Annotated in this window: 24 protein-coding genes and 2 tRNA genes; 6 read left to right on the top strand and 20 right to left on the bottom strand. The window is 43.2% G+C overall.

Annotated elements, in window-relative coordinates:
• Positions 1 to 82 precede the first annotated feature (82 nt).
• Positions 83 to 169, top strand: a tRNA-Leu gene (locus tag AB3489_RS05985).
• 553 nt (positions 170 to 722) lie between these two features.
• On the opposite strand, the gene AB3489_RS05980 is transcribed toward AB3489_RS05985, so the two are convergent.
• From AB3489_RS05980 to cax, 4 genes are all read right to left on the bottom strand, one after another.
• Positions 723 to 1,694, bottom strand: coding sequence for a D-2-hydroxyacid dehydrogenase (locus tag AB3489_RS05980; RefSeq protein ID WP_368294323.1), 972 nt, complete (start codon positions 1,692 to 1,694; stop codon positions 723 to 725).
• A 27-nt stretch (positions 1,695 to 1,721) separates the two neighbouring features.
• The gene (locus AB3489_RS05975; protein ID WP_368294322.1) at positions 1,722 to 2,891 is read right to left on the bottom strand and encodes a glycerate kinase; all 1,170 of its coding nucleotides are present in this window, start codon (positions 2,889 to 2,891) and stop codon (positions 1,722 to 1,724) included.
• A gap of 41 nt (positions 2,892 to 2,932) precedes the next feature.
• A complete protein-coding gene (locus AB3489_RS05970) occupies positions 2,933 to 3,508 on the bottom strand; it encodes a hypothetical protein (protein WP_368294321.1) in 576 nt (191 codons plus the stop codon).
• Positions 3,509 to 3,967: 459 nt separating this feature from the next.
• Entirely contained in the window at positions 3,968 to 5,146 is a 1,179-nt protein-coding gene (cax, locus tag AB3489_RS05965; protein ID WP_368294320.1) for a calcium/proton exchanger, read from the bottom strand.
• A 216-nt stretch (positions 5,147 to 5,362) separates the two neighbouring features.
• Here cax and AB3489_RS05960 point away from each other — a divergent pair, with 216 nt between their 5' ends.
• A complete protein-coding gene (locus AB3489_RS05960) occupies positions 5,363 to 5,941 on the top strand; it encodes a flavodoxin family protein (protein WP_368294319.1) in 579 nt (192 codons plus the stop codon).
• Positions 5,942 to 5,969: 28 nt separating this feature from the next.
• Here the strand turns inward: AB3489_RS05960 and AB3489_RS05955 are convergent, their stop codons facing one another.
• The gene (locus AB3489_RS05955) at positions 5,970 to 7,064 is read right to left on the bottom strand and encodes an acyltransferase family protein (RefSeq protein ID WP_368294318.1); all 1,095 of its coding nucleotides are present in this window, start codon (positions 7,062 to 7,064) and stop codon (positions 5,970 to 5,972) included.
• 121 nt (positions 7,065 to 7,185) lie between these two features.
• Complete coding sequence (safA, locus tag AB3489_RS05950; protein WP_368294594.1) at positions 7,186 to 7,788, bottom strand: SafA/ExsA family spore coat assembly protein; 603 nt, start codon at positions 7,786 to 7,788, stop codon at positions 7,186 to 7,188.
• 175 nt (positions 7,789 to 7,963) lie between these two features.
• Between safA and AB3489_RS05945 the strand changes: the two genes are divergently transcribed.
• The 4 genes from AB3489_RS05945 to AB3489_RS05930 all read left to right on the top strand — a co-directional run bounded on the left by AB3489_RS05945 (position 7,964) and on the right by AB3489_RS05930 (position 9,750).
• The gene (locus AB3489_RS05945; RefSeq protein WP_368294317.1) at positions 7,964 to 8,500 is read left to right on the top strand and encodes an epoxyqueuosine reductase QueH; all 537 of its coding nucleotides are present in this window, start codon (positions 7,964 to 7,966) and stop codon (positions 8,498 to 8,500) included.
• Between the two features lie 286 nt (positions 8,501 to 8,786).
• The gene (locus AB3489_RS05940) at positions 8,787 to 8,927 is read left to right on the top strand and encodes a hypothetical protein (RefSeq protein ID WP_015043034.1); all 141 of its coding nucleotides are present in this window, start codon (positions 8,787 to 8,789) and stop codon (positions 8,925 to 8,927) included.
• 49 nt (positions 8,928 to 8,976) lie between these two features.
• The gene (locus tag AB3489_RS05935; RefSeq protein ID WP_019226364.1) at positions 8,977 to 9,114 is read left to right on the top strand and encodes a hypothetical protein; all 138 of its coding nucleotides are present in this window, start codon (positions 8,977 to 8,979) and stop codon (positions 9,112 to 9,114) included.
• Between the two features lie 210 nt (positions 9,115 to 9,324).
• Positions 9,325 to 9,750, top strand: a complete 426-nt coding sequence (locus AB3489_RS05930; protein WP_021315704.1) for a CBS domain-containing protein — start codon at positions 9,325 to 9,327, stop codon at positions 9,748 to 9,750.
• Positions 9,751 to 9,851: 101 nt separating this feature from the next.
• Here AB3489_RS05930 and tatA read toward each other — a convergent pair whose 3' ends face one another.
• The 14 genes from tatA to spoIVA form a co-directional block, all read right to left on the bottom strand.
• On the bottom strand, positions 9,852 to 10,055 hold the full coding sequence (tatA, locus tag AB3489_RS05925) for a twin-arginine translocase TatA/TatE family subunit (protein ID WP_019226362.1): 204 nt from the start codon (positions 10,053 to 10,055) through the stop codon (positions 9,852 to 9,854).
• A 68-nt stretch (positions 10,056 to 10,123) separates the two neighbouring features.
• The gene (locus AB3489_RS05920) at positions 10,124 to 10,915 is read right to left on the bottom strand and encodes a peptidase (RefSeq protein WP_368294316.1); all 792 of its coding nucleotides are present in this window, start codon (positions 10,913 to 10,915) and stop codon (positions 10,124 to 10,126) included.
• A 266-nt stretch (positions 10,916 to 11,181) separates the two neighbouring features.
• Positions 11,182 to 12,150 carry a polyprenyl synthetase family protein gene (locus AB3489_RS05915; RefSeq protein ID WP_019226360.1) on the bottom strand — a complete coding sequence of 323 codons (969 nt, stop codon included), beginning with the start codon at positions 12,148 to 12,150 and terminating at the stop codon, positions 11,182 to 11,184.
• A gap of 3 nt (positions 12,151 to 12,153) precedes the next feature.
• Positions 12,154 to 12,492 (bottom strand): twin-arginine translocase TatA/TatE family subunit, encoded by a 339-nt coding sequence (locus tag AB3489_RS05910; protein WP_019226359.1) that lies wholly within the window; start codon positions 12,490 to 12,492, stop codon positions 12,154 to 12,156.
• The gene (tatC, locus tag AB3489_RS05905) at positions 12,489 to 13,274 is read right to left on the bottom strand and encodes a twin-arginine translocase subunit TatC (protein WP_019226358.1); all 786 of its coding nucleotides are present in this window, start codon (positions 13,272 to 13,274) and stop codon (positions 12,489 to 12,491) included. Before tatC ends, AB3489_RS05910 begins: the two co-directional genes overlap by 4 nt.
• Before the next feature lie 196 nt (positions 13,275 to 13,470).
• Complete coding sequence (locus AB3489_RS05900; protein ID WP_019226357.1) at positions 13,471 to 14,229, bottom strand: polyprenyl synthetase family protein; 759 nt, start codon at positions 14,227 to 14,229, stop codon at positions 13,471 to 13,473.
• Between the two features lie 201 nt (positions 14,230 to 14,430).
• Positions 14,431 to 16,503, bottom strand: a complete 2,073-nt coding sequence (locus AB3489_RS05895) for a heterodisulfide reductase-related iron-sulfur binding cluster (RefSeq protein ID WP_368294315.1) — start codon at positions 16,501 to 16,503, stop codon at positions 14,431 to 14,433.
• 47 nt (positions 16,504 to 16,550) lie between these two features.
• Positions 16,551 to 17,747: an FAD-binding protein gene (locus AB3489_RS05890; RefSeq protein WP_368294314.1), complete on the bottom strand. Its 1,197-nt coding sequence runs from the start codon at positions 17,745 to 17,747 to the stop codon at positions 16,551 to 16,553.
• Between the two features lie 14 nt (positions 17,748 to 17,761).
• Positions 17,762 to 18,559 (bottom strand): electron transfer flavoprotein subunit beta, encoded by a 798-nt coding sequence (locus AB3489_RS05885; protein WP_368294313.1) that lies wholly within the window; start codon positions 18,557 to 18,559, stop codon positions 17,762 to 17,764.
• Positions 18,560 to 18,899: 340 nt separating this feature from the next.
• Positions 18,900 to 19,250, bottom strand: coding sequence for a toprim domain-containing protein (locus AB3489_RS05880; RefSeq protein WP_368294312.1), 351 nt, complete (start codon positions 19,248 to 19,250; stop codon positions 18,900 to 18,902).
• 233 nt (positions 19,251 to 19,483) lie between these two features.
• Entirely contained in the window at positions 19,484 to 19,615 is a 132-nt protein-coding gene (locus AB3489_RS05875; protein ID WP_368294311.1) for a hypothetical protein, read from the bottom strand.
• A 741-nt stretch (positions 19,616 to 20,356) separates the two neighbouring features.
• Positions 20,357 to 20,433: transfer RNA gene (locus AB3489_RS05870), tRNA-Pro, on the bottom strand.
• Between the two features lie 97 nt (positions 20,434 to 20,530).
• Positions 20,531 to 20,977 (bottom strand): ACT domain-containing protein, encoded by a 447-nt coding sequence (locus AB3489_RS05865; protein ID WP_019226351.1) that lies wholly within the window; start codon positions 20,975 to 20,977, stop codon positions 20,531 to 20,533.
• 155 nt (positions 20,978 to 21,132) lie between these two features.
• Entirely contained in the window at positions 21,133 to 22,614 is a 1,482-nt protein-coding gene (spoIVA, locus tag AB3489_RS05860) for a stage IV sporulation protein A (protein ID WP_015043050.1), read from the bottom strand.
• Positions 22,615 to 22,804: the final 190 nt, after the last annotated feature.

Raw genomic sequence — 22,804 nt, 5'->3', positions numbered from 1 at the left:
TTCAGAAAAACGAACAATTACGTATTTTACGCTTTTGTGTTGACAAAGCATAGAACCATCAAATATAATGTAATCTGTCGATGCGGCCGTGGCGGAACTGGCAGACGCGCTAGTTTCAGGTACTAGTGGGCTTACGCTCGTGGAGGTTCAAGTCCTCTCGGCCGCACCAAAATTCGTCTAAAAATCCGCTATTCATGCGGGCACTAAAAAAACCACTATTTTAGTGGTTTTTTTGATTTGCCAAAAAATAAATATCCATTTATAAAAAGATTATAACTCTTTATTTCCCTTTTTCCCTTTTTCGTTATTAGAACCAATTCCTTTCAATGCTTTAACAAACCATGGAGTTGGTACCTTATTTATTTTTGCTGCATATCCGATAATTCTTGTAACATAGATTAGGCCTACCCAAAAGATAATTAAATAATGAACATTGGATACGAGTCTGGCAGGATAGTATTCAATGCTACTTAGCCCGGAAGTAAGGTTGACAAAGTATGTATCCACCTTAAACTATAGAATATTTTACATATCTTACATAATAAAGGAATTAATTAAGTTTGTCATTAATTTTCCAGTAAAATGTAAAATCTTTTTCTTTAAATCTTTTTTGCTTATTATAAACGTTATAAAAACAACCCGACCAGAGCCGGGTTAAAATGGAACAGAAAAATGAAAAGAAAAAGTTTACATCGTTACTATACGATTCAATTGTATGTGGTTCAACTGACCACATTTTCGGGAAACCCTGCCAGAAACTGTTCCAGATTGCGCACAGCCAGATCCATCAGCCGGATTCTTGCCTCCAGCGAGGCCCAGGAAATATGCGGTGTAATGATACAGTTTTTGGCCTGAAGCAGCGGATTATCCATTTGAATCGGTTCTGTCGACACAACATCCAACGCGGCTCCGGCAACCTTTCCGCTGTTCAGGGCCTCGGCTAAATCTTCCTCAACGATTAAAGGTCCTCTTGCATTGTTTACGATCATCACACCGGGTTTCATTTTAGCAATACTCTGCTTGTTGATGATTCCTTTGGTATTTTCAAACAACGGGCAGTGCAGCATAATTGCGTCGGATTCAGCAAGTAGTGTATCCATATCGGCATATTTCATATCAGCGCTTTCCAAGGACGGATCGGGATTACTGTCAACAGCCAGGATCCTCATCCCCAAAGCCTGAGCTATTCTTCCAGTTGCCTGGCCAATTCTGCCGTGACCGATGATTCCCATGGTCTTTCCCGCCAGTTCTATGAGCGGGTAGTTCCAGTAACACCAGTCCGGATTGCCGGACCATTCTCCTCTCCGAACCGATTCGCTGTGCGGCCAGACATGGCAGCACATTTCAAGTAGCAGCGCAATTGCCATCTGAGCGACAAAATTCGTCCCGTAGGCCGGAATATTCGTTACGACAATTCCTCTTTCTTTGGCTGCCTCAACATCGACAATATTATAGCCCGTTGCGAGAACCCCGATAAATTTTAAATCAGGTGCGTTATCCAGCACTGTTCTGGATAAAGGTGTTTTATTGGTAAAGATAATCTCCGCCCTGTCGATCCTTTCCATGATCAAATCTTCATTGCCGGCATGATAGGCGGTGCGGTCATAGACGGTAAGCTCCCCAAGCCTTTCCAGCCCGCTCCATGATATATCTCCGGGATTAAGCGTATATCCATCCAAAACGACGATCTTCATAGTGTCCTCCCTATACGATTTTGAGCGTTAATGATCTTTTGAGTATGACCCTCCATGCTGGAATGATCGTCCAGCCAGGTAGAGACGCAGGATCCTTTCAGCAGCCCTCTCCAGCAGCGCTTCCGCATTCAGGATTGCGTCTGCTAGGCTAACAGGTCCTTCCGCAATGCTAAATACACCGGAAAAACCATGTTTGTAAAGCTGTTGGGCATCTTCCGTCAGCCCGCCGGACAAACAGACGACTGGGACTTGATGTTTTACAGCTTTTTCAGCTACGGCCAGCGGCACTTTGCCGAAGAGCGTCTGGTAATCGGTCAAACCCTCACCTGTTATGACTAAATCCGCATCGGTCAGAACTTTGTCCATATCTGCCGCCCTCATTATGAGCTGCGCACCGGGTTGCATATCCGCCTTCAGAAAAGCAATCAGAGCCGCTCCAACGCCTCCTGCAGCTCCGGCACCGGGCATATCCCGCACCTGAAGGCCGGTGCTTTTCTGAATGATTTCAGCATAATGCCGGAGATTCTTGTCCAATAGGGCAACCATCTTCGGTGTTGCTCCTTTTTGCGGGCCATAGACTGCCGAGGCCCCCTGCGGTCCGCATAGCGGATTGGTCACGTCACATGCAGCCATTATTTCCATATCGTTCAGTCTGGGGTCAAAGCCAGAAAAATCTATATCCGTTATTTCAGTCAGATAGCCGCCTCCAAAACGGATTTCCTGACCATGCCGGTCCAGGAGTCTTACCCCTAAGGCCGTGGCCATTCCGGCTCCTCCGTCATTCGTGCCGCTCCCGCCGATACCCAGAATTAACTTTTTAGCTCCAGTGTCCAAGGCATGCTTTATTAGCTCTCCAACACCATAGGATGTCGTCAGCAGAGGGTTTCTAAGCTTTGCAGGAATTAAATTTAAGCCTGCCGCCGCTGCCAGTTCAATCACAGCTGTTGTTTGGTCTTCTAACAAACCAAAAAAAGCATCCGTCGTTTTACCCAGAGGCCCTTTTACCCTGGCAGGTATGATCTCACCACCCAAAGCCGCAATCATCGCCTCTACGGTACCTTCGCCGCCATCAGCCATCGGGATCAATTTTACAGCAATATCCCGTTCAACGTTCCGAATGCCTCTTTCGATTGCCCTGGCAGCACTTAGCGCGTTCATACTGCCTTTATAAGAGTCAGGTGCGACAACAATTTTCATGATACCCTCCCAAAAAATTCAAGCAAGAAATCCGCCATTCCCTACTTAAAGTTTTCAGCTGCTTCCAAAGGACTGTTTGCGAGAATATCCTCCACTTCTTCAAATCCTTCGGGGAAAGCATAGTTGTAACGTGCAGGAAGCGCCAATACATATCTGGAATTTCGGCCAAGCTCGCTTGGCGGCATTGGTGCCGCACCAACACTGAATTTTTCATTCAGTAAGTCTGTCCATTGGTCCAGTGTAAATATCATAATCGGAATATCCTGACGAGGCTGCTCCGAAGTCCATAGTGGATGACGAATCCGAATGAGCTGACCCATTTCAATCACTTGACCGCTTTGCGGACCATCCACAGCAATACCTTCCCATTGCTCAGTTACAATTGAGTAGCCCTTCCAACTGTCCGGCAACGTAAAATCAAAGCCATACACCGTGTTCCGATAGATCACCGGATTGTTGTCTTCGTTTGCCTCGTTTGATCCGTTTGAGCCGTTCGTCTGACCTGTCTGGTTTGTTTCCTGATTCGTACCATTCATTTGATCGTTGTTTGCACAGCCAGCCGTCAAAATTCCCAGTCCCAAAGTCAAAATTATTAAATAGAAACCAAACCGTTTCATAGCTACCCCTCCCCTTCCGGAATCAGCTTTATCATAGCATTATTTTATTCCCTGATACAATATCAGACGAGGATGAAATATACGAATCACCTTTAACTCGTTAACGCTTATTGTCAATGTCTGAATTTTTTAATTTTGAATTATTCTTACGATGACACAAGATTTCATTGTGAAAATATATATGGAGTACAAGTTCTTCATGCAGACAAGCCCCAATTAACTGTCAATTAGTCTGCGTGGCACAGTTCCACGATAAGCGGAGCAAGGATTGCGTAGCACGGCCTTTTGCGTCAAGGAGGACGCAACGGCCGAAAGTGGTATTGTGGCACGCAGACAAGCCCAAAAGGCTTTTAGCACGCACTTAAGCACTTAAGCAGTATAAGCCCACAAAAAATGAGGGCACATTACGTACCCCCACAGAATCTGCAAACTAAATCCATAAGATCAAGAAGCTGGATTCTACAAAACAAAGAACGCCACAGCAATAATCAAATATACTGCTAGCAGCTGAACCCCTTCCATCCAGTTTGATTCGCCATCTGTCGCTACCCTGTTGGCAATCAGAACCGAAAAGACAAGGGCTACAAGTTCAAATTCATTAAAAACAATACTCATCGGTGTAAACAGCAAACTCAGGAAAATCAATACAGGCGTAACAAACAAGATGATCTGCAGGCTTGACCCGATTGCAATCTCAACAGCGACATCCATTTTATTTTTCAGTGCCATGACAATCGCCGTGCTGTGTTCAGCAGCATTACCAATGATCGGAATAAGGATAATACCGACGAAAAATTCGCTTAGCCCGATCGCTTCCGACATTGGCTCAACAGCACTGACCAGGAACTCGCTCTCCAGTCCGATCAGCACAGTGGCTCCGACCAAAACGGCAATTGCTTTTTTGATGGACCACTTTGGAGAGCTTTCCTGGGAGTGGTCGACCGAATAAATATCTTTGTGTGTGTAAAAAGAAAAGACTAAGCTCAAAATGTAGATGAGAATCATGATGACTGCGACAATGACACTGAGTCCCTCATAACGTGTACTCAGGAGTGCCGGATCCAGAGTATGCATGAAAATAGCCGGAATCGTTAAACCAATAACTGCAAATAACAGCATGCTGGCACTGTTGTCAATAACCTTTTGGTTAAAATGCTGGGACTTGTATTTGATTCCGCCCAAGAGCATGCTGGCACCCAGCACGAGTAAAATATTACCGATGACCGATCCGGCAATGGATGCTTTGACAACCTCAAAAAGGCCTGCTTTTAACGCAAAGAAAGAAATAATCAGTTCTGTTGCATTGCCAAACGTTGCATTCAGAAACCCGCCTATCTTGGGCCCTGAATAGAAGGAAATTTCCTCTGTCGCTTCGCCCATCAGCGCAGCCAAAGGGATAATGGCGAGTGCTGTCAAGACAAACATCAGGGTTGGTGTCCAGTGCAGAAATTCACCTACAAAAGTGATCGGTACAAATATGAGCATGTAACGTAAAATCTTCACTTTTTTCGTTCCTTTCGAATATGCTAGAATATTATAGTCCCTCCGGGCTGCAGTTCCGCGAATATAAGTTCCAGCCGGTTTTGATTGTACAAGACCCAAAGCGCTAACTGCCATTATATACAAAATGAGATACATTTTCAATTCTTAAACAAAAGTAGTGTCAGACAAAGATTCTTAATGTCCCCGCTACCATCAGCATTATAGCTTTAGCGGGTTTCCCCCAGGTACTGATCGTCTCTAAAATCCGCTGCAGGAAACACGACTGTTGATCTTGAATTATTCATTACAATTATATTACATAAAAAGTATCTGAATAATCAAAAAAACACCCAAAATCAGGAGGAACATGCCATGTTGGTTGTTGCACTTAATGGGAGCCCAAAACCCAATGGAAATACGGCTCAAAGTCTTAAAATCGTTCTTCAGGAATTAGAAAAGGAGGGCATTCAGACCGAACTGCTGCAATTAGGCGGAAAACCGATTTTCGGCTGTAAGGTCTGCGGAAAATGCGCTCAAAGCGCAGACAGGAGCTGCCCGGGTCATGACGACGAATTGAATCCGATTCTACAAAGAGTCTTTGAAGCTGACGGCATTCTGATCGGTTCCCCAAGCTATTTCAGCAATATGACCCCCGAAGTCAAAGCCTTTATTGACCGCTGCGGCATCGTTAACGGGGCCAATGGCCGTTTATTGACCAGAAAAGTTGGTGCCACCGTTGTGGCTGCCCGGAGAGCCGGTACAAATTTCGTTTTTTCTTCGATCAATCTATTCTTTGGCATCACCGAAATGATCACCGTAGGTTCCAGCTACTGGAATATGACACTTGCCCATAAACCTGGGGATGTCCAGCAGGATGAGGAAGGCATCCGGACATTTCAGACACTTGGCAAAAATATGGCCTGGCTTCTAAAGAAGATCAATCAGGAATAGTCATAAACAACAATGTTATTGCAGTTTCTCAGATGCTTCTATCAAATTTGCCTGAGATTCCAATACCAATGGCCGGTCTTTTAGGATTTATTCCCAAGGCCAGAAAGCGCAGACCAGGTATCCGCGAAGCAAATTCAAACCACAGCCAAGGGAATAATATTCCGATAATAAGAAAACGCCAAGGACTAATCGTAATAAAACCACCTATTACTGAATTCACAAACAAATGAAGAAACATGATTGCCATTGAGCTTTGGCCCAGGGAACTTAATACCCTTCTGCAAAACGTCCAATTGGCGAGCCTCCTGCTTAGGCCGGAGATCAACAGAATTGCAGCCATCGGCACAAGGATGTTCGTACCGAAAAAGTAATACTGACGGTGCTTAAAGTCCAGACCAAACCTCAGGTAATCCTGAAAATAGGCGTATAAGAACAGGACAAGAAAGACTGCTGATAATAAAAGAATGATTTTGTTTAGCTGGGTATTTACCAGCCATTTTTTTTGTTTAAAAAGGAAACCCAGCGCATAGAAAACGATTCCAAAAAAGGCTACATCCATATTCCAGGGAACAAAGAAATCTTGGTGAAAGCGTGATTCCCAGAAGGCAAAAACAAAACATGCTGCAATCACCAGCACGACAAGCCACCTTGGACGAATCTTCCGGATGACGAAGTCAAAGAATATCTGGACAAAGAATAAGCAGGTCACAAACCAGAAGGTTCCGTAAGCGCCTTCCAGCTTGCTTCCACCCAGAACCAAGGCTGTCCAGTTGATATCGGCCGATTGGCCTTTAAGTGCACTTAAAACGGCCAGGAATACCGTAATCAGAACTATATAGAATACATAAGGAACCAGAAGCTGTTTTGACCGCCGGACGAGATATTGCAATGGTGTCCCAGCCCCGGCAGATCGATACAGATAGCCGCTGATAAAGAAAAACAAAGGCATATGAAAGAAGAACATCAAAAAAGAATACGGATGACCGGCATGTCCCCAGACGACGCTCAGTATTCCGATTCCTTTCATCACATCCAGCCAAATGATCCGGTTATCATTTTTTTCCGCGGTAATTCCCTGCACTGTCATCAAATCATCCTTCAGCTGAATATCGTCCCTTGTCACCGGATATGTAACTGGGACTAACAACAGTACTAGTCTATCACAGTCCTAAACGATGAACCAGCATTTTATTAAAGGCTACCATGTCCGCATTTTTAAGAAAGTACATATCCGACAATGCTTATTACAGCGGCTTTATAAACATTTGGGTCCAGTGAATATTGCCTTCACTATCCTTCGCAGCTCCAACACCTATTTCCAGATAGGACGGGCTTAGGATATTACTGCGATGGCCGGCAGAATTCATCCAGCTGTTCATGACTTCCTGCGGTGTTTGCTGACCATAAGCGATATTCTCCGCCGCAGCTGAAAATCTGATGCCAAAAGACTCCATCATTTTAAAAGGAGACCCGTAGGTCGGAGACTCGTGGGCAAAGTATCCTTTGTCGATCATATCTTGTGATTTGTATCTTGCGACCCTGCATACTTCCCAATTTTGTTTCAGTTGCTGCAATCCTTTTTTAGACCGTTCAACATTGACAAGCCGGATTACTTCCGTCTCCAGGGCTTTAATACTGTCAATATTCGGGATAAAAACCTTCTGTCCGGGGTAGATCAGTCTCAGATTTTGGATTTGCGGGTTGGCCTGGGCTAATTCGCTTAATCCAATTTCATACCGTACTGCAATTTTCCACATACTGTCTCCGGCCTGAACGCTATACTGGGTCGATTGAGCAAAGACTTGTCCAGGGCCACACAACAAAAATAACGACCCTAGAACAGGGATGATAACATTCCGATTGACTATATTTTTTTCATCAAATTTACCTCCTTCATTGTCCTACAGTTATTTTAAACAACTTTCCCATCTTGCATTCAGGCTGCAGCAGGCCTATAATTTTGCCAGTAAGACTTATTCCCCTAGAAATATGTTTTAGCATCATGATTGGGAGGTTGAAACGATGTCCAAAGAAAAGATCTTGATTCATGCCTGCTGCGCCACCTGTGCAGGTTATGTCCTGGAGCAGCTTTCTGCGGATTTTACTCCGGTCATCTACTATTGCAATCCTAACATTCATCCGGAGGAAGAATACGTGCTCCGGAGTAGTGAACTGCAGAAATATGCCGCTGCCCAAAACATATCTTTTATTGAGGATCCTTATGACCCCCGGCAGTGGCTGGCACAAGTGAAAGGTTTGGAGAATGAACCGGAGAAAGGACTCCGCTGTGACCGCTGTTTTGCTCTGAGACTTCAAAAAACGGCCGCGTATGCTTCGAGAAATAATATTAGCATCTTTACAACCACTCTGACCATCAGCTCTCATAAAAGCAGCCAACACATTCTGGAGATAGGTCAAAAGATTGCTGATGAAAACTGCCTCAAATTCCTGGCCAGAAATTTCAAGAAACAGGATGGCTATAAAAAGACGATGGAGATCGCCCGATCCCAAAATTTCTACCGGCAAAAATATTGCGGCTGTGTTTATTCCGTTCGTTGAATCAAAATAACCAAAACTTAACTACTAGATTTTTGTTTATAATCGTTGACTTTAAAGCTTTTCCATGTTAATTTTTTATTGAAGAGTCTCTAGATAATTGATGTCTAGGTATAAAATCTAGCCGCAGTTGTCTTTGGACTTTGCGCAAGAAGCTCCCGGACGCGGGAGCTTCTATTATTTTATTCGATTATTTTTGACTGTTAGAAAATACACCATTGCAAGTACCTTTACATATATTGCATCAAGTACCAATTCATACCAATTATACAGGGGGTGTCTTGCGATTATGGCTTACGAAGGTGCAGTTGCCGGTGGTGTTGTTACAGAAGGCGCAGTTGGTGGTTGTTGCTGTACGCCTAATTTCTGCGGAATTGCTATTGTAACAGTGATTATTCTGCTCTTGATTGCGATGGGTATTTTGTTCTAAGGATCTAAAATCTTATTATTTGATCTGACTGTAAAAGAGGTGAAAATAGATGTATAATTATGGATGCTGCTGCAGAACTGCCCCGGTGGCTCCGGTTGCCCCGGTGGCTCCGATATATGGCGGTGCAGGTGTAGGTATTATCGCGATTGCGATTCTTATCCTTATTGCTCTGGGTGTAATCTTCTAAGAAATTGGCAAAACTAATAAAAGAGGGACAAAGGAACGTATCTTTTGTCCCCCTTTTTGATTGGAAATAAATAATACGTCCCTTTGTTCCCCTAAGCCGCGATACTTAATCTACCGTCAAAAAGCTTTTGGAACCGGGAAGGAATTCCGCAGTTTCTATGGAATAATTTAAATAAACGGTCATCATAATAAAAGTGTCAGAGGTTTTGCTATGAAGAATGTTGCATTCTTTCTTATCCCGAAAAAAGATGTTATCTTTCTTAAAAAAAATGCTACGATGCGTCAGGCGCTTGAGCGTATGGAGTACCACGGATATGCAGCAATCCCTTTGGTGGATTCCAAAGGGCATTACGCGGGAACTGTAACAGAGGGCGACCTCCTCTGGAAGCTGAAAAATACCCCTGATCTGACGTTCAGCAACACGGAAAAAATACACCTTGATGAGATTGAACAACGCACCCAGAATGCAGCCGTTTCGATCAATGCTCAGATCAATGATCTTATTTCCAGGGCGATCCAGCAGAATTTTGTTCCCGTGATTGACGATCAGGGAATTTTTATTGGGATCGTCCGACGCCGCGAAATTATCGAATATTGTGCCAAGCTGCTAAATGAAAATAATCTTAGAATCATATAATTCAGGAATAATTTAAGGACGTTGCCGCTCCTTGCCAGCTATAGCAACGCGGTAACGTCCTAAACATTTCTATATGGATCATATGATGGTTAGATGGACTCTTATCCTTCTTTCTTCTCTTCAGACGAATCCTTGGTTCCTTTGACGCTGTCTTCCAGATCATCGGTCGCAGACTTAAACTCTTTAATGCCTTTGCCCATAGCTTTACCCAATTCAGGAAGTTTCCCCGGGCCAAAAATGATCAACACAACGACTAAAACGATGACTAATGTCATGGGAGCAATCATTCCAAAAATAGGTTGCACTTCTGTCACCCTCCTTTTCATATTACTATATCATGAACTCTACAAAAAACCAATTTCTTTACCCTACATCATCCTATCGTAGAAAGAGAAAAATTACAAGCATTTTCGCCAGAAAACATGGCTTGATAGACAAGATATAATTCCCAGATTAATTCCCACAGTTCTCCTGTAGCCTCAGTTACGCAAATGCCCATCTCTTTGGCTTCGGCCCGGCCTATCGGATAACCGTGCGAAAAATAACCGTTTGTAAGGTTTTGCGTGACCGCTTTCACCTTTTCCTTATCATTTTTCAGCATATATTTGGAAAGCAGGGATTCGGCATATTGTCTGGAAGCCTTTAAGGCTTTCTCATAATCCCCAATCAGCCACGGATCAAGTTTATTCAAAACCGAATTGACGATGATCTCAGAGACCTCCGTATTCGAGTTGTTTTCGATGAGTTCTTCAATATATTCGAAGCAGCAGCGCAGGGCCTGCACCGGTATCCAGAAATCCTTATACAATGGATGCTTGACCAGTGGATCTATCGGTCCCAGCTCGGATATTGGGCCCATCACAACTTCATCCGCTCCCAGAACAATCATTGAAGCTGCTGATTTCGCTGAAAAAGGAACGATGACTGAAAACTCTTCACAAAATTCCCTGATCAGCATGACAACCTTATATGGTGTATCAACCGCGCCGCCATAGCTGTGCAAGAAGAGGTCAATTTTTTGGGTTTTTCCAATTTTATTCAATTCTTGATACAACGGAACCAGGATTCCATCGTCGAGAGGTGTATAAGAAAAATAGACAATAACTTTGGAATGCCGTATCTTTTCTATTTCTTCCAATAACACTTTCCTTCTTTGGTCATTCAAAAATACACAGCTCCTCACTTAGTAATTCATGTATAATATAGTATTTTTTTCCATACAAATGAGTGTTTGTATCTCTTGAAAAAATAACCAAAGCCGCTGCGGCGGCTCTTAATGTAGTTTGAAGCAAAAAAAGAGCTGCAGTAAACTTCTTCGTTTTGCAGCGCCTCTATCATTATATTATTATAATTTAATTTGATATTTTTAAGGATCTTGTGAGTCCTAAAATTATCATCTGAAGGTGAGCAGATTTTTCACAACTTCGTACCTTAGTAACTTCGCTCACCCATGTAATTAGCCAACTCGATTAAAGCATCCTTGGCCGGAACATCAGGAAGTTCCTGGAGGTTTGCTTTGGCTTTGTCGATATACTGCTCGACAATTTTTCTTGATTTATCGATTCCGCCTGCCTGGATGATCAGCTGGATTGCCTCGGCTACTTCAGCATCCGTTTTCGTCTTCCGCCCCAAAAGATCCTTTAATCTTTCTTTCTGTGAAGAATCCTTCAATGCAAAAATCATCGGCAGGGTAATGATCCCCTGGCGGATATCTCCTCCGACCGGTTTTCCCAATTCTTTGGGATTTGCAGTTATATCAAGAATATCATCAACAATTTGAAACGCGAGACCAAGGTAATTGCCGTATTTACTCATCAGCCATATCTGCCTCGGATTGGCATTGGATACCTTGGCGCCTAATTTGCAGCATAAACCGATCAGCAGTGCTGTTTTTCGCTGAATACGGTAGAGATACTGCTTCAAGGTTTGCGTTGTATCATAGGAAGACTTAATTTGCTGAATTTCCCCCTGACACATCTCAATACAGACATCAGCCAAGATGCTGGATACCGCGGGATTATCGATCTTCACAATCAGTTCTAGGGCCTTCGCAAGCAGATAGTCCCCTGTTGCCATCGATACGGTATTTCCCCAGCCTGCGGTCAGGGTTGGACGTCCTCGGCGGGTAAGGGATGCATCAACGACATCGTCGTGAATCAATGTTGCCATATGTATAAGTTCCACGGCCATTGTAACAGGAAGAAGCTTCTCAAACCGGTAGTCAAAAAATTTTCCGGCAAGAAGCGTAAAACTCGGACGTAACCTTTTTCCGCCAGCTTGTAGAAGGTAAAGACAAGTTTGCGAAAACATAGGATCATCGACATTAAGAAATTTATCAAGTTCCTTTTCTACTTTTTTCAGATCTGCATTGATTTCTCTAAATAATTTCTGACGTTTCAACTATTATTCACCCGCTTGCATGTCTTTCTGATTCACTTGTTTATCGGGAGACGATTCCTCAATTTCCTGATAGGAAAGAAGCTCTTCATCTTCCGCTATTTTTTTAGACTGAGCCGGTTTATCTTCAGGAGGATGGTCTTTAGGAGGATAGTCTTTAAGAGCATTTTCAATTAGACCGTTGGGAGCACTAAGTGTACTCTTAAATTCTCTGGTGACTTCATCGGTGAATTTCCGTACCTTAAATATCATTTTGCCCAAAGTCCTCGCCACAACGGGCAAATCATCCGGACCAAATAGAATGACAGCGATGACCAATATCAGCGCAATTTCAGTCATACTCATTGGTTCTGTCCCCCTCCCTCTTCGGCTTCGGAAGGCTGAAGTTCTTTTTTCTTTCTCGTAATGAGATAGCCCAACCATATACTTAGTTCATAAAGCATGTATATTGGGCCTGCCATCAGTAGCTGAGTTAAGAGATCCGGTGTCGGGGATACAACTACGGTAAGTATAATAATGGCAAAGAAAGCCCATTTGCGAAATTTGGCAAGCGTTTTTGGAGACAGATGTCCGGTTCTCATCAGGAAAAGCAGCACAACCGGCAGTTGGAATACTGCTCCGAAAGTCCCCATAAACGTTAAAATAAATTTCAGATAAGAGGATTTGGTCACAAAAGGCGTAGAATCTACGGCTCCTCCTCCTGCAAGCAACAGAAACTTCAAACAGACCGGCAAAACAAGATAGTAGGCAAAAGCGGCGCCGGCAATAAAAAGAATAAACGATGACGCAACGATATAGTAAAGATACTTACGTTCATTTTTTTTGAGACCTGGAAGTATAAAGCTCCAGATCTGCCACAACACAACTGGAAGGGCAATAATGATACCGGTTACTACCGATATTTGCAGCTTTACCATAATCGGCTCCATCGGGGTTGTGGTAATAAAACTTACTCCAGCCATCCCAGTGACAGGCTCTGCCAGAAAACCGTATACATAGTCGCTGAAAATATACCCAATAACCGTTCCGATAGCAATCGCATACAAAGAAATAAGAAGTACTTTTCTTAATTCTTTAACATGTCCCATAAGGCTCATTTCTAAGTTTCTTTTTTTCCTGCGTTGCACTATTTCGCTCCTCCATCAGCTAAATAAGAGCCATTAATTATTCTATCACGATATTTAAAGAATACCAAATATACTTTCTATGTTCTAGAAAACTTTCTTATTCGTGTCAGACAAAAAAAAGCTCAGGTCTGAGATTGATATGTAGAAATGTTTCTCAGTGGCTTGAGAGCTCCAAGATCTTCACGCAGGATATTTATTATTGTAAGACCCCTGTACCGGCTTTTTTGTTTCGCTCGATTTCCGCGTATAGAAATTCCATTAATTCCTGCAAAGGCTTGATCGGTAAATAATCGCGGATTTGAGCCAGGTTCTCTTCTGCTCTACTGAGATTTTCCTGTAATATTGAAGCACAGGCTGGCTCTTCCGAAGCTGCCCAAGCCATCCCTATACAGTACCCAAAGTTCTCCAGTTTATCGATATAAGTTTGGGGAATCCCGGAAAGCTTAGCACTGAGTTTCACAGCCAGCGCCGTCAGAGAAGCTCTTTCATTGCCTAAGATCATGTTATATTCCTGGAAAGGGATACGCTTATTTTTATACCGCCAGCGCATCAGGATGCCTTCATTGATTGTCTTGATTAGTTTGACAAACTGACCGGCATATGGAAATATATCTTCCTGACATACCTTCTTCAGAGTTTGTCCAAACATAAAATCCCCTGTCAGTACAGGAAACTGCCTGGAATGCTCGGACATATCCTCATCGGTAATCAGTTTATGAATATGATGCGCCAAGAAAACATATTGAAAAACGGTTGCAAGGGAAAGAATCGTTTTGCTGATTTTTCCGGTCATACAGCTTACAGACAAAACCAAGGCCGGACTCATATACCTGTCCAGATTATTCATCGGCAGATTCAACAGATCATCAAGCGTTGATGAATTAAACTGCATTTCTTTATTCATTTCTGTTTCAACTGTTTTTAGTTCCGATTCAACGCTATAAACTTCGATCACCTTTGATTCCCCTCCAGAAATCCTAAGTATTCCTCATAGTTCTGTGTTATTTTACATTATTCGTGATTAAAAATAAAAATCCTGCCCTGTCGTTTCTGTCTATTATTCAAGAAACGACATAATTCTATACATAATGTATGTATTGTATCAAGTAAATAGACCTTTAGCAATCCCGAGACTGCCAAAGGTCTATCTTTTTTGTTAGATCATTTTTGCAATGAGTTCGGCCGGATCGACAACGTGAACATTTCGCTCAGGCTTAGCCTTATCTTTGACGCCGTCTTCCAGCATCGTAATGCAGTATGGGCAGTTGGCGCCAATGGCTTGAGGATCTTTGGATAGTGCTTGTTCTACTCTTAGGTTGTTGATACGGTCACCCAGATTTTCTTCCATCCACATTCTGGCTCCACCTGCACCGCAACAAAAGCTCTTGTCATGGTTGCGGTCCATCTCGACGAGCTGGACCCCCGGAATCTTATTGAAGAGTGCTCTTGGTGCATCATATTCCTGCTGGTAGCGTCCGAGATAACAGGAGTCATGATATACAATTCTTTGTTCCGGCAGCCGAACGTCTTTATTCAGTTTCAGCTTGCCTTCTCCGATAAGCTGGTTAATGAACTGGGTATGATGAATCACTTCATAATTGCCGCCAAGTTCCGGATACTCATTTTTCAGGGTATTGAAGCAGTGCGGACAGGTAGTGATAATCTTCTTCACGCCATAGTTATTCAGGATGCCTACATTTTCTTTGGCCATGAACTGGAAGAGATATTCGTTGCCGGCACGGCGGGCAAAATCACCGCAGCATTTCTCTTCTCTGCCAAGGATCGCAAAGTTGACGCCGGCAGCTTTAAGAATTTTGGCAGTAGCTACGGAAACCTTCTTCGCGCGGTTGTCGAAAGAACCGGCACAGCCGACCCAGAATAAATACTCCGGATTTTCTGCCGTTTTCATAACCGGAATATCAAGGTCTTTGGCCCAGCCAGCACGCTCACTCCAGCTGACACCCCACGGATTGTATTTGCTTTCAACATTACGGAAAGCGAGCTGCAGCTCAGGTGCATAGTTGTTCTCATTCATCACCTCATACCGCCGCATATCAATGATTTTGTTGACATGTTCATTCGATACCGGGCATAAGGTCTGGCAGGCTGAACAGGTCGTACAGGACCAGAGTTCATCGCGCGTAAAGATATCGCCGATTAAATGCTTTTGAAGTATTTCCGCACACTCACGATCCTCCTTGGCAATCTTCCTGAAGTCTTCATCTGTTAAATGAGCTGTGGATTTAAGACCGAGCTTGGTCATCTCAGCGCCTTTTTCCAAAAGATGATCCTTCAGCTCTCTGCTTAAGAGTTTTTTCGGATTCAGCGGTTTACCGGAGATATTTGCCGGACAGTTATCCATACAACGGCCACATTCTCCGCACGAGAAGCAGTCCAGCAGCTGTTTCCAGGTAAAGTTTTCAATTCTTCCTACACCGTACTCCGTAACCTTTTCGTCTAGCAGATCCATTGCCGGAACCTGACCGCCGGCAGGTTTCAATGTAGCAAAATAGCCATTGAACGGTGAGGCCAGCAAATGCATGTGCTTGGAGTTCGGGATATAGACCAGGAAGCCGAGAATGATCAGCACATGGGTCCACCAGCATATCTCAATAATGACACTGAGCGTTTCAGCGCTGTAGCCCTGGTACAGTCCGGCAAACAGATGATAGATGAAGGCCAGGTTATAGGCAGAGTTTGCATCTAAGACAACTTTGGCTCCACTGGTCAGCCACTCGGTGATAATAACCAGGAAGATCAGAATCACGATAATCGCGGCTTCCGGCGTTCGGTAGAGACGTTTGGGCTTAACGATCCATCTTCTGATCACACCGATAATTAAACCGACAAATACAAGTGTCGACAGAATATCTTTAATTAGATAGAAGTAGGGACTCGTTCCGAGCAAGGGAACATGGACTGAGGGGAACAGTCCTTCGACCATAAACGGGATTTCTCCTAAGGCAATGAATATGAATCCCCAGAAAATAAACAAGTGAATATAGCCGTAAAATTCCTTGAGCATTTTGCCCTGCAATAAAACGTTTACGATAAAATTCTTCAAACGTTTGCGCGGGTTATCAAACCTGTTTTCTTTCGCACCTAAGGTCAAAATACGGATTTTTTTACTTAAGGCGTGAACAAATGCATAAACTGCAAGTCCTGTCAGTACTAAAAATATAATCAGCTTTAAAGAAAGCAATCCTAACACCTTCCTTTTCCTACTCATCCTATTTTATCCGTCAGCCGGATCATCATATCATTAAAGATCGTTCATTACGCCATTTTTAACGTTTTGATCTTTTGGGTCAGCATCGGCACAATTTGATGAAGATCCCCAACAAGACCATAGGTCGCGATGTTGAAAATGGGAGCTTCGGGATCATTGTTAATTGCAACAACGATTTCGGAGGTATTCATTCCGGCAAGATGCTGAATAGCGCCTGAGATACCACAGGCAATATAAAGTTTCGGGGAAACTGTTTTTCCGGTCTGTCCTACCTGACGGTAATGCGGAACCCATCCTGCGTCAACTGCTGCACGGGATGCACCGGCTACGCCGCCAAGGGCTTCAGCCAGTTCCTCAATCAAACGGTAATTTTCCGGACCGCCTATGCCTCTGCCGCCGGAGACAATAATCTCAGCATCCTGCAGATTGACGGTATGAGATATGCTTTGGATAATATCTAAAATCTTGGTGGTCATATCCGCTTCTTTGACGGAGCTTTCACAGCGGATAACTTCACCTGTCCGGCTGTAATCGGGCTCATCCATTTTCATGACCTTCGGACGGACCGTGGCCATCTGCGGACGATGATTCGGGCAAAGAATGGTCGCCATAACATTGCCGCCAAATGCAGGTCGGGTCTGTCTTAAAAGCCGCGTTTCCGGATCAATGGAAAGAGCGGTGCAGTCCGCCGTAAGGCCGGTGGTAATCCTGACTGCAATACGTGCTGCAAAATCTCGTCCGTTATTGGTCGCGCCAAACAGCAGAATCTCCGGTTTATATTGATTAATAATTTCAACAATCGCTTCCGTATAGGAATCGGTACGATAATCCTTAAATACAGGGCCGTCTACCAGATAGACTTTTTCAGCGCCGTATGCAAAACACTCTTTCGCTAAATCGGCAACATTTTCACCAAGAAGCACGCCGGCCAGCTCCACCTTCAGCTCATCGGCCAACTTGCGGCCTTCGCTAAGCAGCTCGAGTGCTACAGTGTCAATCTTGCCGGTGCGTTGTTCGATGAAGACCCAAACACCTTTGTATTCATCGTTGTTTTTAGGAGCTTTTTTGGCTTTTTTGGTAACTTCTATGGCATTGTTCGGGCAAGCTTTGCCGCAGGCTCCGCAGCCGGTACAATTATCCTTTAATTTTGCGATGCCATCTATGATCTCTATAGCGCCGAAAGGACATCTATCAACACAAGCGCCGCAGCCATTACATTGATTTTCTAGGATCTTTACACTCATTTTCCTGCTCCTCCTTATACCATTTCAGCAGCCTGCAGCTTCTTAATCAGCAAATTGCATAATTGTTCATCTGTTTCACCTTTAAGCATTTCACTCTGAATTTTAACTTCAGGCGTGAAGATCTGCATAACCTGGGTGCAGGAGCCGTTTAGTCCGGTCTTTTCGGCAGGTGCGTCAATATCCGCAGCAGACCAGATTGATACCGGCATTCTTGAGGCTTTGATCGAACCTTTAACACTCGGATACCTTGGTTCACCGATTGCTTTATCGACTGCGATGACCGCAGGCAATTGAACCTTGATCACTTCAAATCCGCCTTCAAAGGCGCGTTCAACCACGAGATGATCCTTATGAACTTCTCTGATTTTTTGAACATAGGTCGTTTGGGGAAGATGTAAATGCTCGGCAATACCGGGCCCTACCTGGGCGGTATCTCCGTCAATGGCCATTTTCCCGCAAAAAATGATATCCGGTTTGCCAATCTTTTCAATGGCTCTGGCCAGCGAATAGGAAGTGGCCCAGGTGTCGGCACCTGCAAACGCCCGGTCACTGATCAGCACTGCTTCATCCGCGCCCATCGCCAGACATTTGCGCAGCGCAGATACGGCCTGTGGTGGTCCCATGGTTAGGACGGTTACTTTACCACCGTATTGTTCTTTAATTTTGATAGCAGCTTCAGCCGCATATTCGTCAAACGGATTCACGATACTCGGAACACCGTCACGGATTAACGTGTTTTTAACCGGATCAATCTTTACTTCGGTAGTATCAGGTACTTGTTTAATACAAACAACGATTTCCACTTTCTTCATCCTCCCCTTGCGTTGCTTTTTACATTAATACAAAAAAACTGAGAGTATTTATATAAATAGTGCTCCTGTCCCCCTTTTGACTATCATACATTCAGTATTATGTCTGGCAGCAGTTTTACTTTTAGTTAGTGAAATCATTCACAAATGGTTTTTTACCTTATCCTTTTGATTTTATATTATAACCAAAATATCCCTAAAATGACTATATTGGTATATACAAGTACGAGCTTGTCACTATAATATCAAATAGTGACGAATAATACAAGAAAATTTTGAATATTTTTTGTTGCAAAACTGGAATTCTTCTTATAAAGGTATTCTTTAAGGTATATCCTTCCTATTAAGGCACTTCCTTCACATTAAAGTGAGCATTCTTTAAGATATCATAAATTTCTTCAAATGGAGTTGATGCAACCTCCCTGTACATTCTTCTGGTATACAGATGACGGGCATTCGGATAAATATTTTTTATGCTCCGCCTGAGCTTATTCCCGGGCTCGTCAGCATCGACCAGCACATAAATCTCATCATATTTTTCTTCGTCAATGAGCATTTCGAGGCTCGTCGGATTAATAGTCCCATACGTACAAATGATTTCAACCGGTTCATCCAGTACCTTCAGCAGTTGCTTCCGGTCCGTCTTTCCCTCAACAATAATGGCTTTACTCACTTCATCACTTCTTTTATCCAAGATTTGTTCGCTGTTATCCCTTATCCCTTATCCGGTATCCGGTCCGGTATTCGGTATTCGGTATTCGGTATTCGGTATTCTTGATCTGCTTTATATGTTTCTTTTTCTCTTATTATAAGTCATATATCAATCTCATCAATGAATAATAATCAACGAAATCATAAAAAATGTCCTTAATAAATCATACACATAAATAATCCGGGTTTTCCCGGATTATGATCGATATCTTCGTTTCAGCAATGGCTCGGCTTGTCGGCTTGCGTCTGTTGGATATTACGCTCCTTTTGAACATCATACTCTGTAAAATGCGGATCGCTTACCGTTAAAGAGGATTTAGCTCTTGCATTTTTTTTATGTTTTCCCATGCCTGCTTCCTTTCATCGTTTGCTTTACTCACTCCCTAAGTAGTATGTCCTTTCTACAACCCGTCTATGCCCAAATTGCCGAGTCTTCTGGGACACTGGCTAAACAATAATTCTTCGCAAACTTCTGCTTGGTAGATTGTTTTTTATCTTGAACCCAGAACAAAACTTTACATTGGTGTATCGAGAACTTGAAGTTAAGGATTGTTTTCAACAGTTTCAAAACGTAAAATCCAAGAGTTTTTGGAGACTAATCCAAGAACTCTTCCTATTTCTGATGGTTAGCTTCCAACAAGGTTGTCCCAAATATGACTACGTATTCGTATTTGGGGTCTTAATACCATAGTTTTTTCTAACTCGGCAATACATCTGGCAAATTTAATAGGATTAGTGTTGCTGACACCTCTTTGTTACACCAAAAGAAAAAGAAAGTATTTTTTTACATACTTTCTTTTCAAGCTCTTTTACCCTGTTTTTTAGCCTCTCAATATCAATCGGCAGACCTTTTTGATGTGTAGTTTAATAAATATCTGTTATATCATAAAATGTCTTTAACTCATTCTAACTATTTTGTTGACTAACTTTGACCGAATCTTGACCGACTACTTATAAATACTTAGCTATTTCTATAGGTTCTTACTACGGCTGTTGTTCAGCCTACAATTTATAAAATTCCTAAGTATTTCTCAATCTCGTCTTTATCAACGGCTTCAAGCTATTTATATCATTCTCATTTTGAATTACTGGTCGGAGCGACACGACTTGAACGTGCGGCCTCTACCACCCCAAGGTAGCGCTCTACCAAGCTGAGCTACGCCCCGACATCTGTCCCTTGCGAAACACTAATACAATTTATCATACCGAGGTCAAAAAATCAAGCAAAATCCGGCAAAAAACAAATGACATTGATTGTACGTTTCAACTTTTAGCAATCAATTCGATTTTACGTACACCATCCAGCTCACCCAGATTTGACACCAGGCTTTCCACAGTTTCTTCCATTTTTTCTGTTTCGATTGAAAGGGAGACATTGGCAATCCCCTGCAGCGGAATCCCCTGATTGATGGTAATGATATTTCCGGAGACGGAGGCTACATAGTTTAAAACATTTGACAAAATCCCTGCTTTGTCCATCAGCAGCAAAGACAGCGTAATCATCTTCTCTTTACTTGCTTCATAAAACGGAAAAACTCCGTCTTTATATTTATAAAATGCGCTCCGGCTTATTTCGACCCTCTCACAGGCTTCATTCACGGTCAGCACATCAAATTTCGCCAAAAGTTCTTTAGCCTGAGCTGTTTTCGTAATCGCCTCAGGAAGAATCTCCTTGCTTACCAACAGAAAATCTTTTTTCTGTTTGCTCACACAATTCAGCTCCCAACTTTTTTAGCATGCTTTTTCATCTATTATAATCATTTTCTGACGGTTTTGACAACCAGATTAGTTAAAGAAAGGGAAAGCCTAATGTGGGGCTTTCCCTTTCTTTCAAAAAAACGAAGATAAAATCTGTTCATGCGCCTCTAAATAATGATGCAGATCAGACCGCCGTGTCCTTCATTTACGATACGCTGCAGCGTATCCTGCAGTTTGATCTGGACATTGTCCGGCATCTTGTAAAGCTTGTTCTGAATTCCTTCCCTAACCAAGTCATGCAGGGACTTACCGAAAATATTGGACCCCCATAATTTCTTCGGATCAGATTCAAATTCTTCCAGAAGATACTTGACCAGTTCTTCGGCCTGCTTTTCTGTCCCGATCAGCGGCGTTATTTCCGTCGTGACATCCGCCCTCAGAATATGCAGGGACGGTGCGCTTGCTTTAAGCTTGATTCCAAAATGACCTCCGGATTTCACCAGTTCTGGCTCTTCCAGAAACATTTCATCCAGTTGCGGCGTGACAACACCATAGCCGTTTGTTTTGACTTCTTCAAAAGCTTTCGAGAGTTTATCCCATTCTTTTTTGGCTTTGCTATAATCCAAAATCATTCTTAAAAGAGTATGATCGCCTTCAATATTAATTCCCGTCAGCTGTTCCAGGACTTGTTTAAACAGATCTTTTTCGGTGGTGATCTCGATTTCGGCATGGCCCGTTCCGAGATCGGTCTCTTTCAGAATAATGTCTTTGGAATGCGGACATTCAGACAATATCTCCAGGGCATGATCGATATCCCTGATCCGCTTGATATCCCCAACCGATTTTTGAATGACGTTCTCAAACTCGGCCCGGATCGGATGGGAAAGGTCCAGTTCTTCAACCCATTTGGGGAGCTCAATATTGACTTCGGCAACAGGGAACTCATACAGAATTTCCTCAAGGATCTGAGAAATGTCATTTAAGTTCATTTCCATGCAGTCTACCGGAATGACCGGCACTTGGTATTCCTGCTCCAGGCCGCGGCATAGCTCCATGGTGCTTTCCGCGTAGGGTTTGGTCGTATTCAGCAGTAGAATAAATGGTTTGCCTATTTCCTTCAGTTCGGAAACGACCCGCTGCTCCGCCTCAAGATAGTTTTCTCTCGGAATTTCGGATATAGATCCGTCTGTCGTGATGGCGATACCCAAGGTAGAATGGTCGGTAATCACTTTGCGGGTACCTATTTCAGCCGCTTCCTCGAAAGGAATCGGTTCGTCATTCCAGGGGGTATGAACCATTCGTGGTTCATCTTCTTCCCCCTCATAACCAAGTGCACCATTCACAGCGTATCCGACACAATCCACCATTCTGACATTCATGTGAATCGTATCCTTCAAAACAACTTCAACCGCCTCAGAAGGAATAAACTTGGGCTCCGTCGTTGTGATTCGGCGGCCCGCGCCGCTTTGCGGAAGCTCATCCCGTGCTCTTTCCCGCTCAAATACATTGACTATGTTCGGCAAGACCAGGAGTTCCATAAAACGTTTAATAAATGTAGATTTTCCAGTCCTGACGGGACCGACAACACCGAAATAAATATCCCCTCCTGTCCTTTCAGCAATATCGCTGAAAATATCATAGTTTTGCATAGATCTTTTCCCTCCCTTTTAGTGTGCTGTCCTTCCAGCAAGGACCTGAAATCTACTTTTTTTGCTTGTTTTGTCTTCTCACACTTAACAACAGGACTAGCACCTCAAGCATTATATTTATATTGAAGAAATGACGAATTTATGTCTAAATTATTTATCCATTTTTTCTGAGGACTCAAGAATATCTTCC

The organism is Dehalobacter sp. TBBPA1 (assembly GCF_040931655.1).
Classification (GTDB): domain Bacteria; phylum Bacillota; class Desulfitobacteriia; order Desulfitobacteriales; family Syntrophobotulaceae; genus Dehalobacter; species Dehalobacter restrictus.
This window is presented reverse-complemented; position numbering and strand designations above follow the sequence as displayed.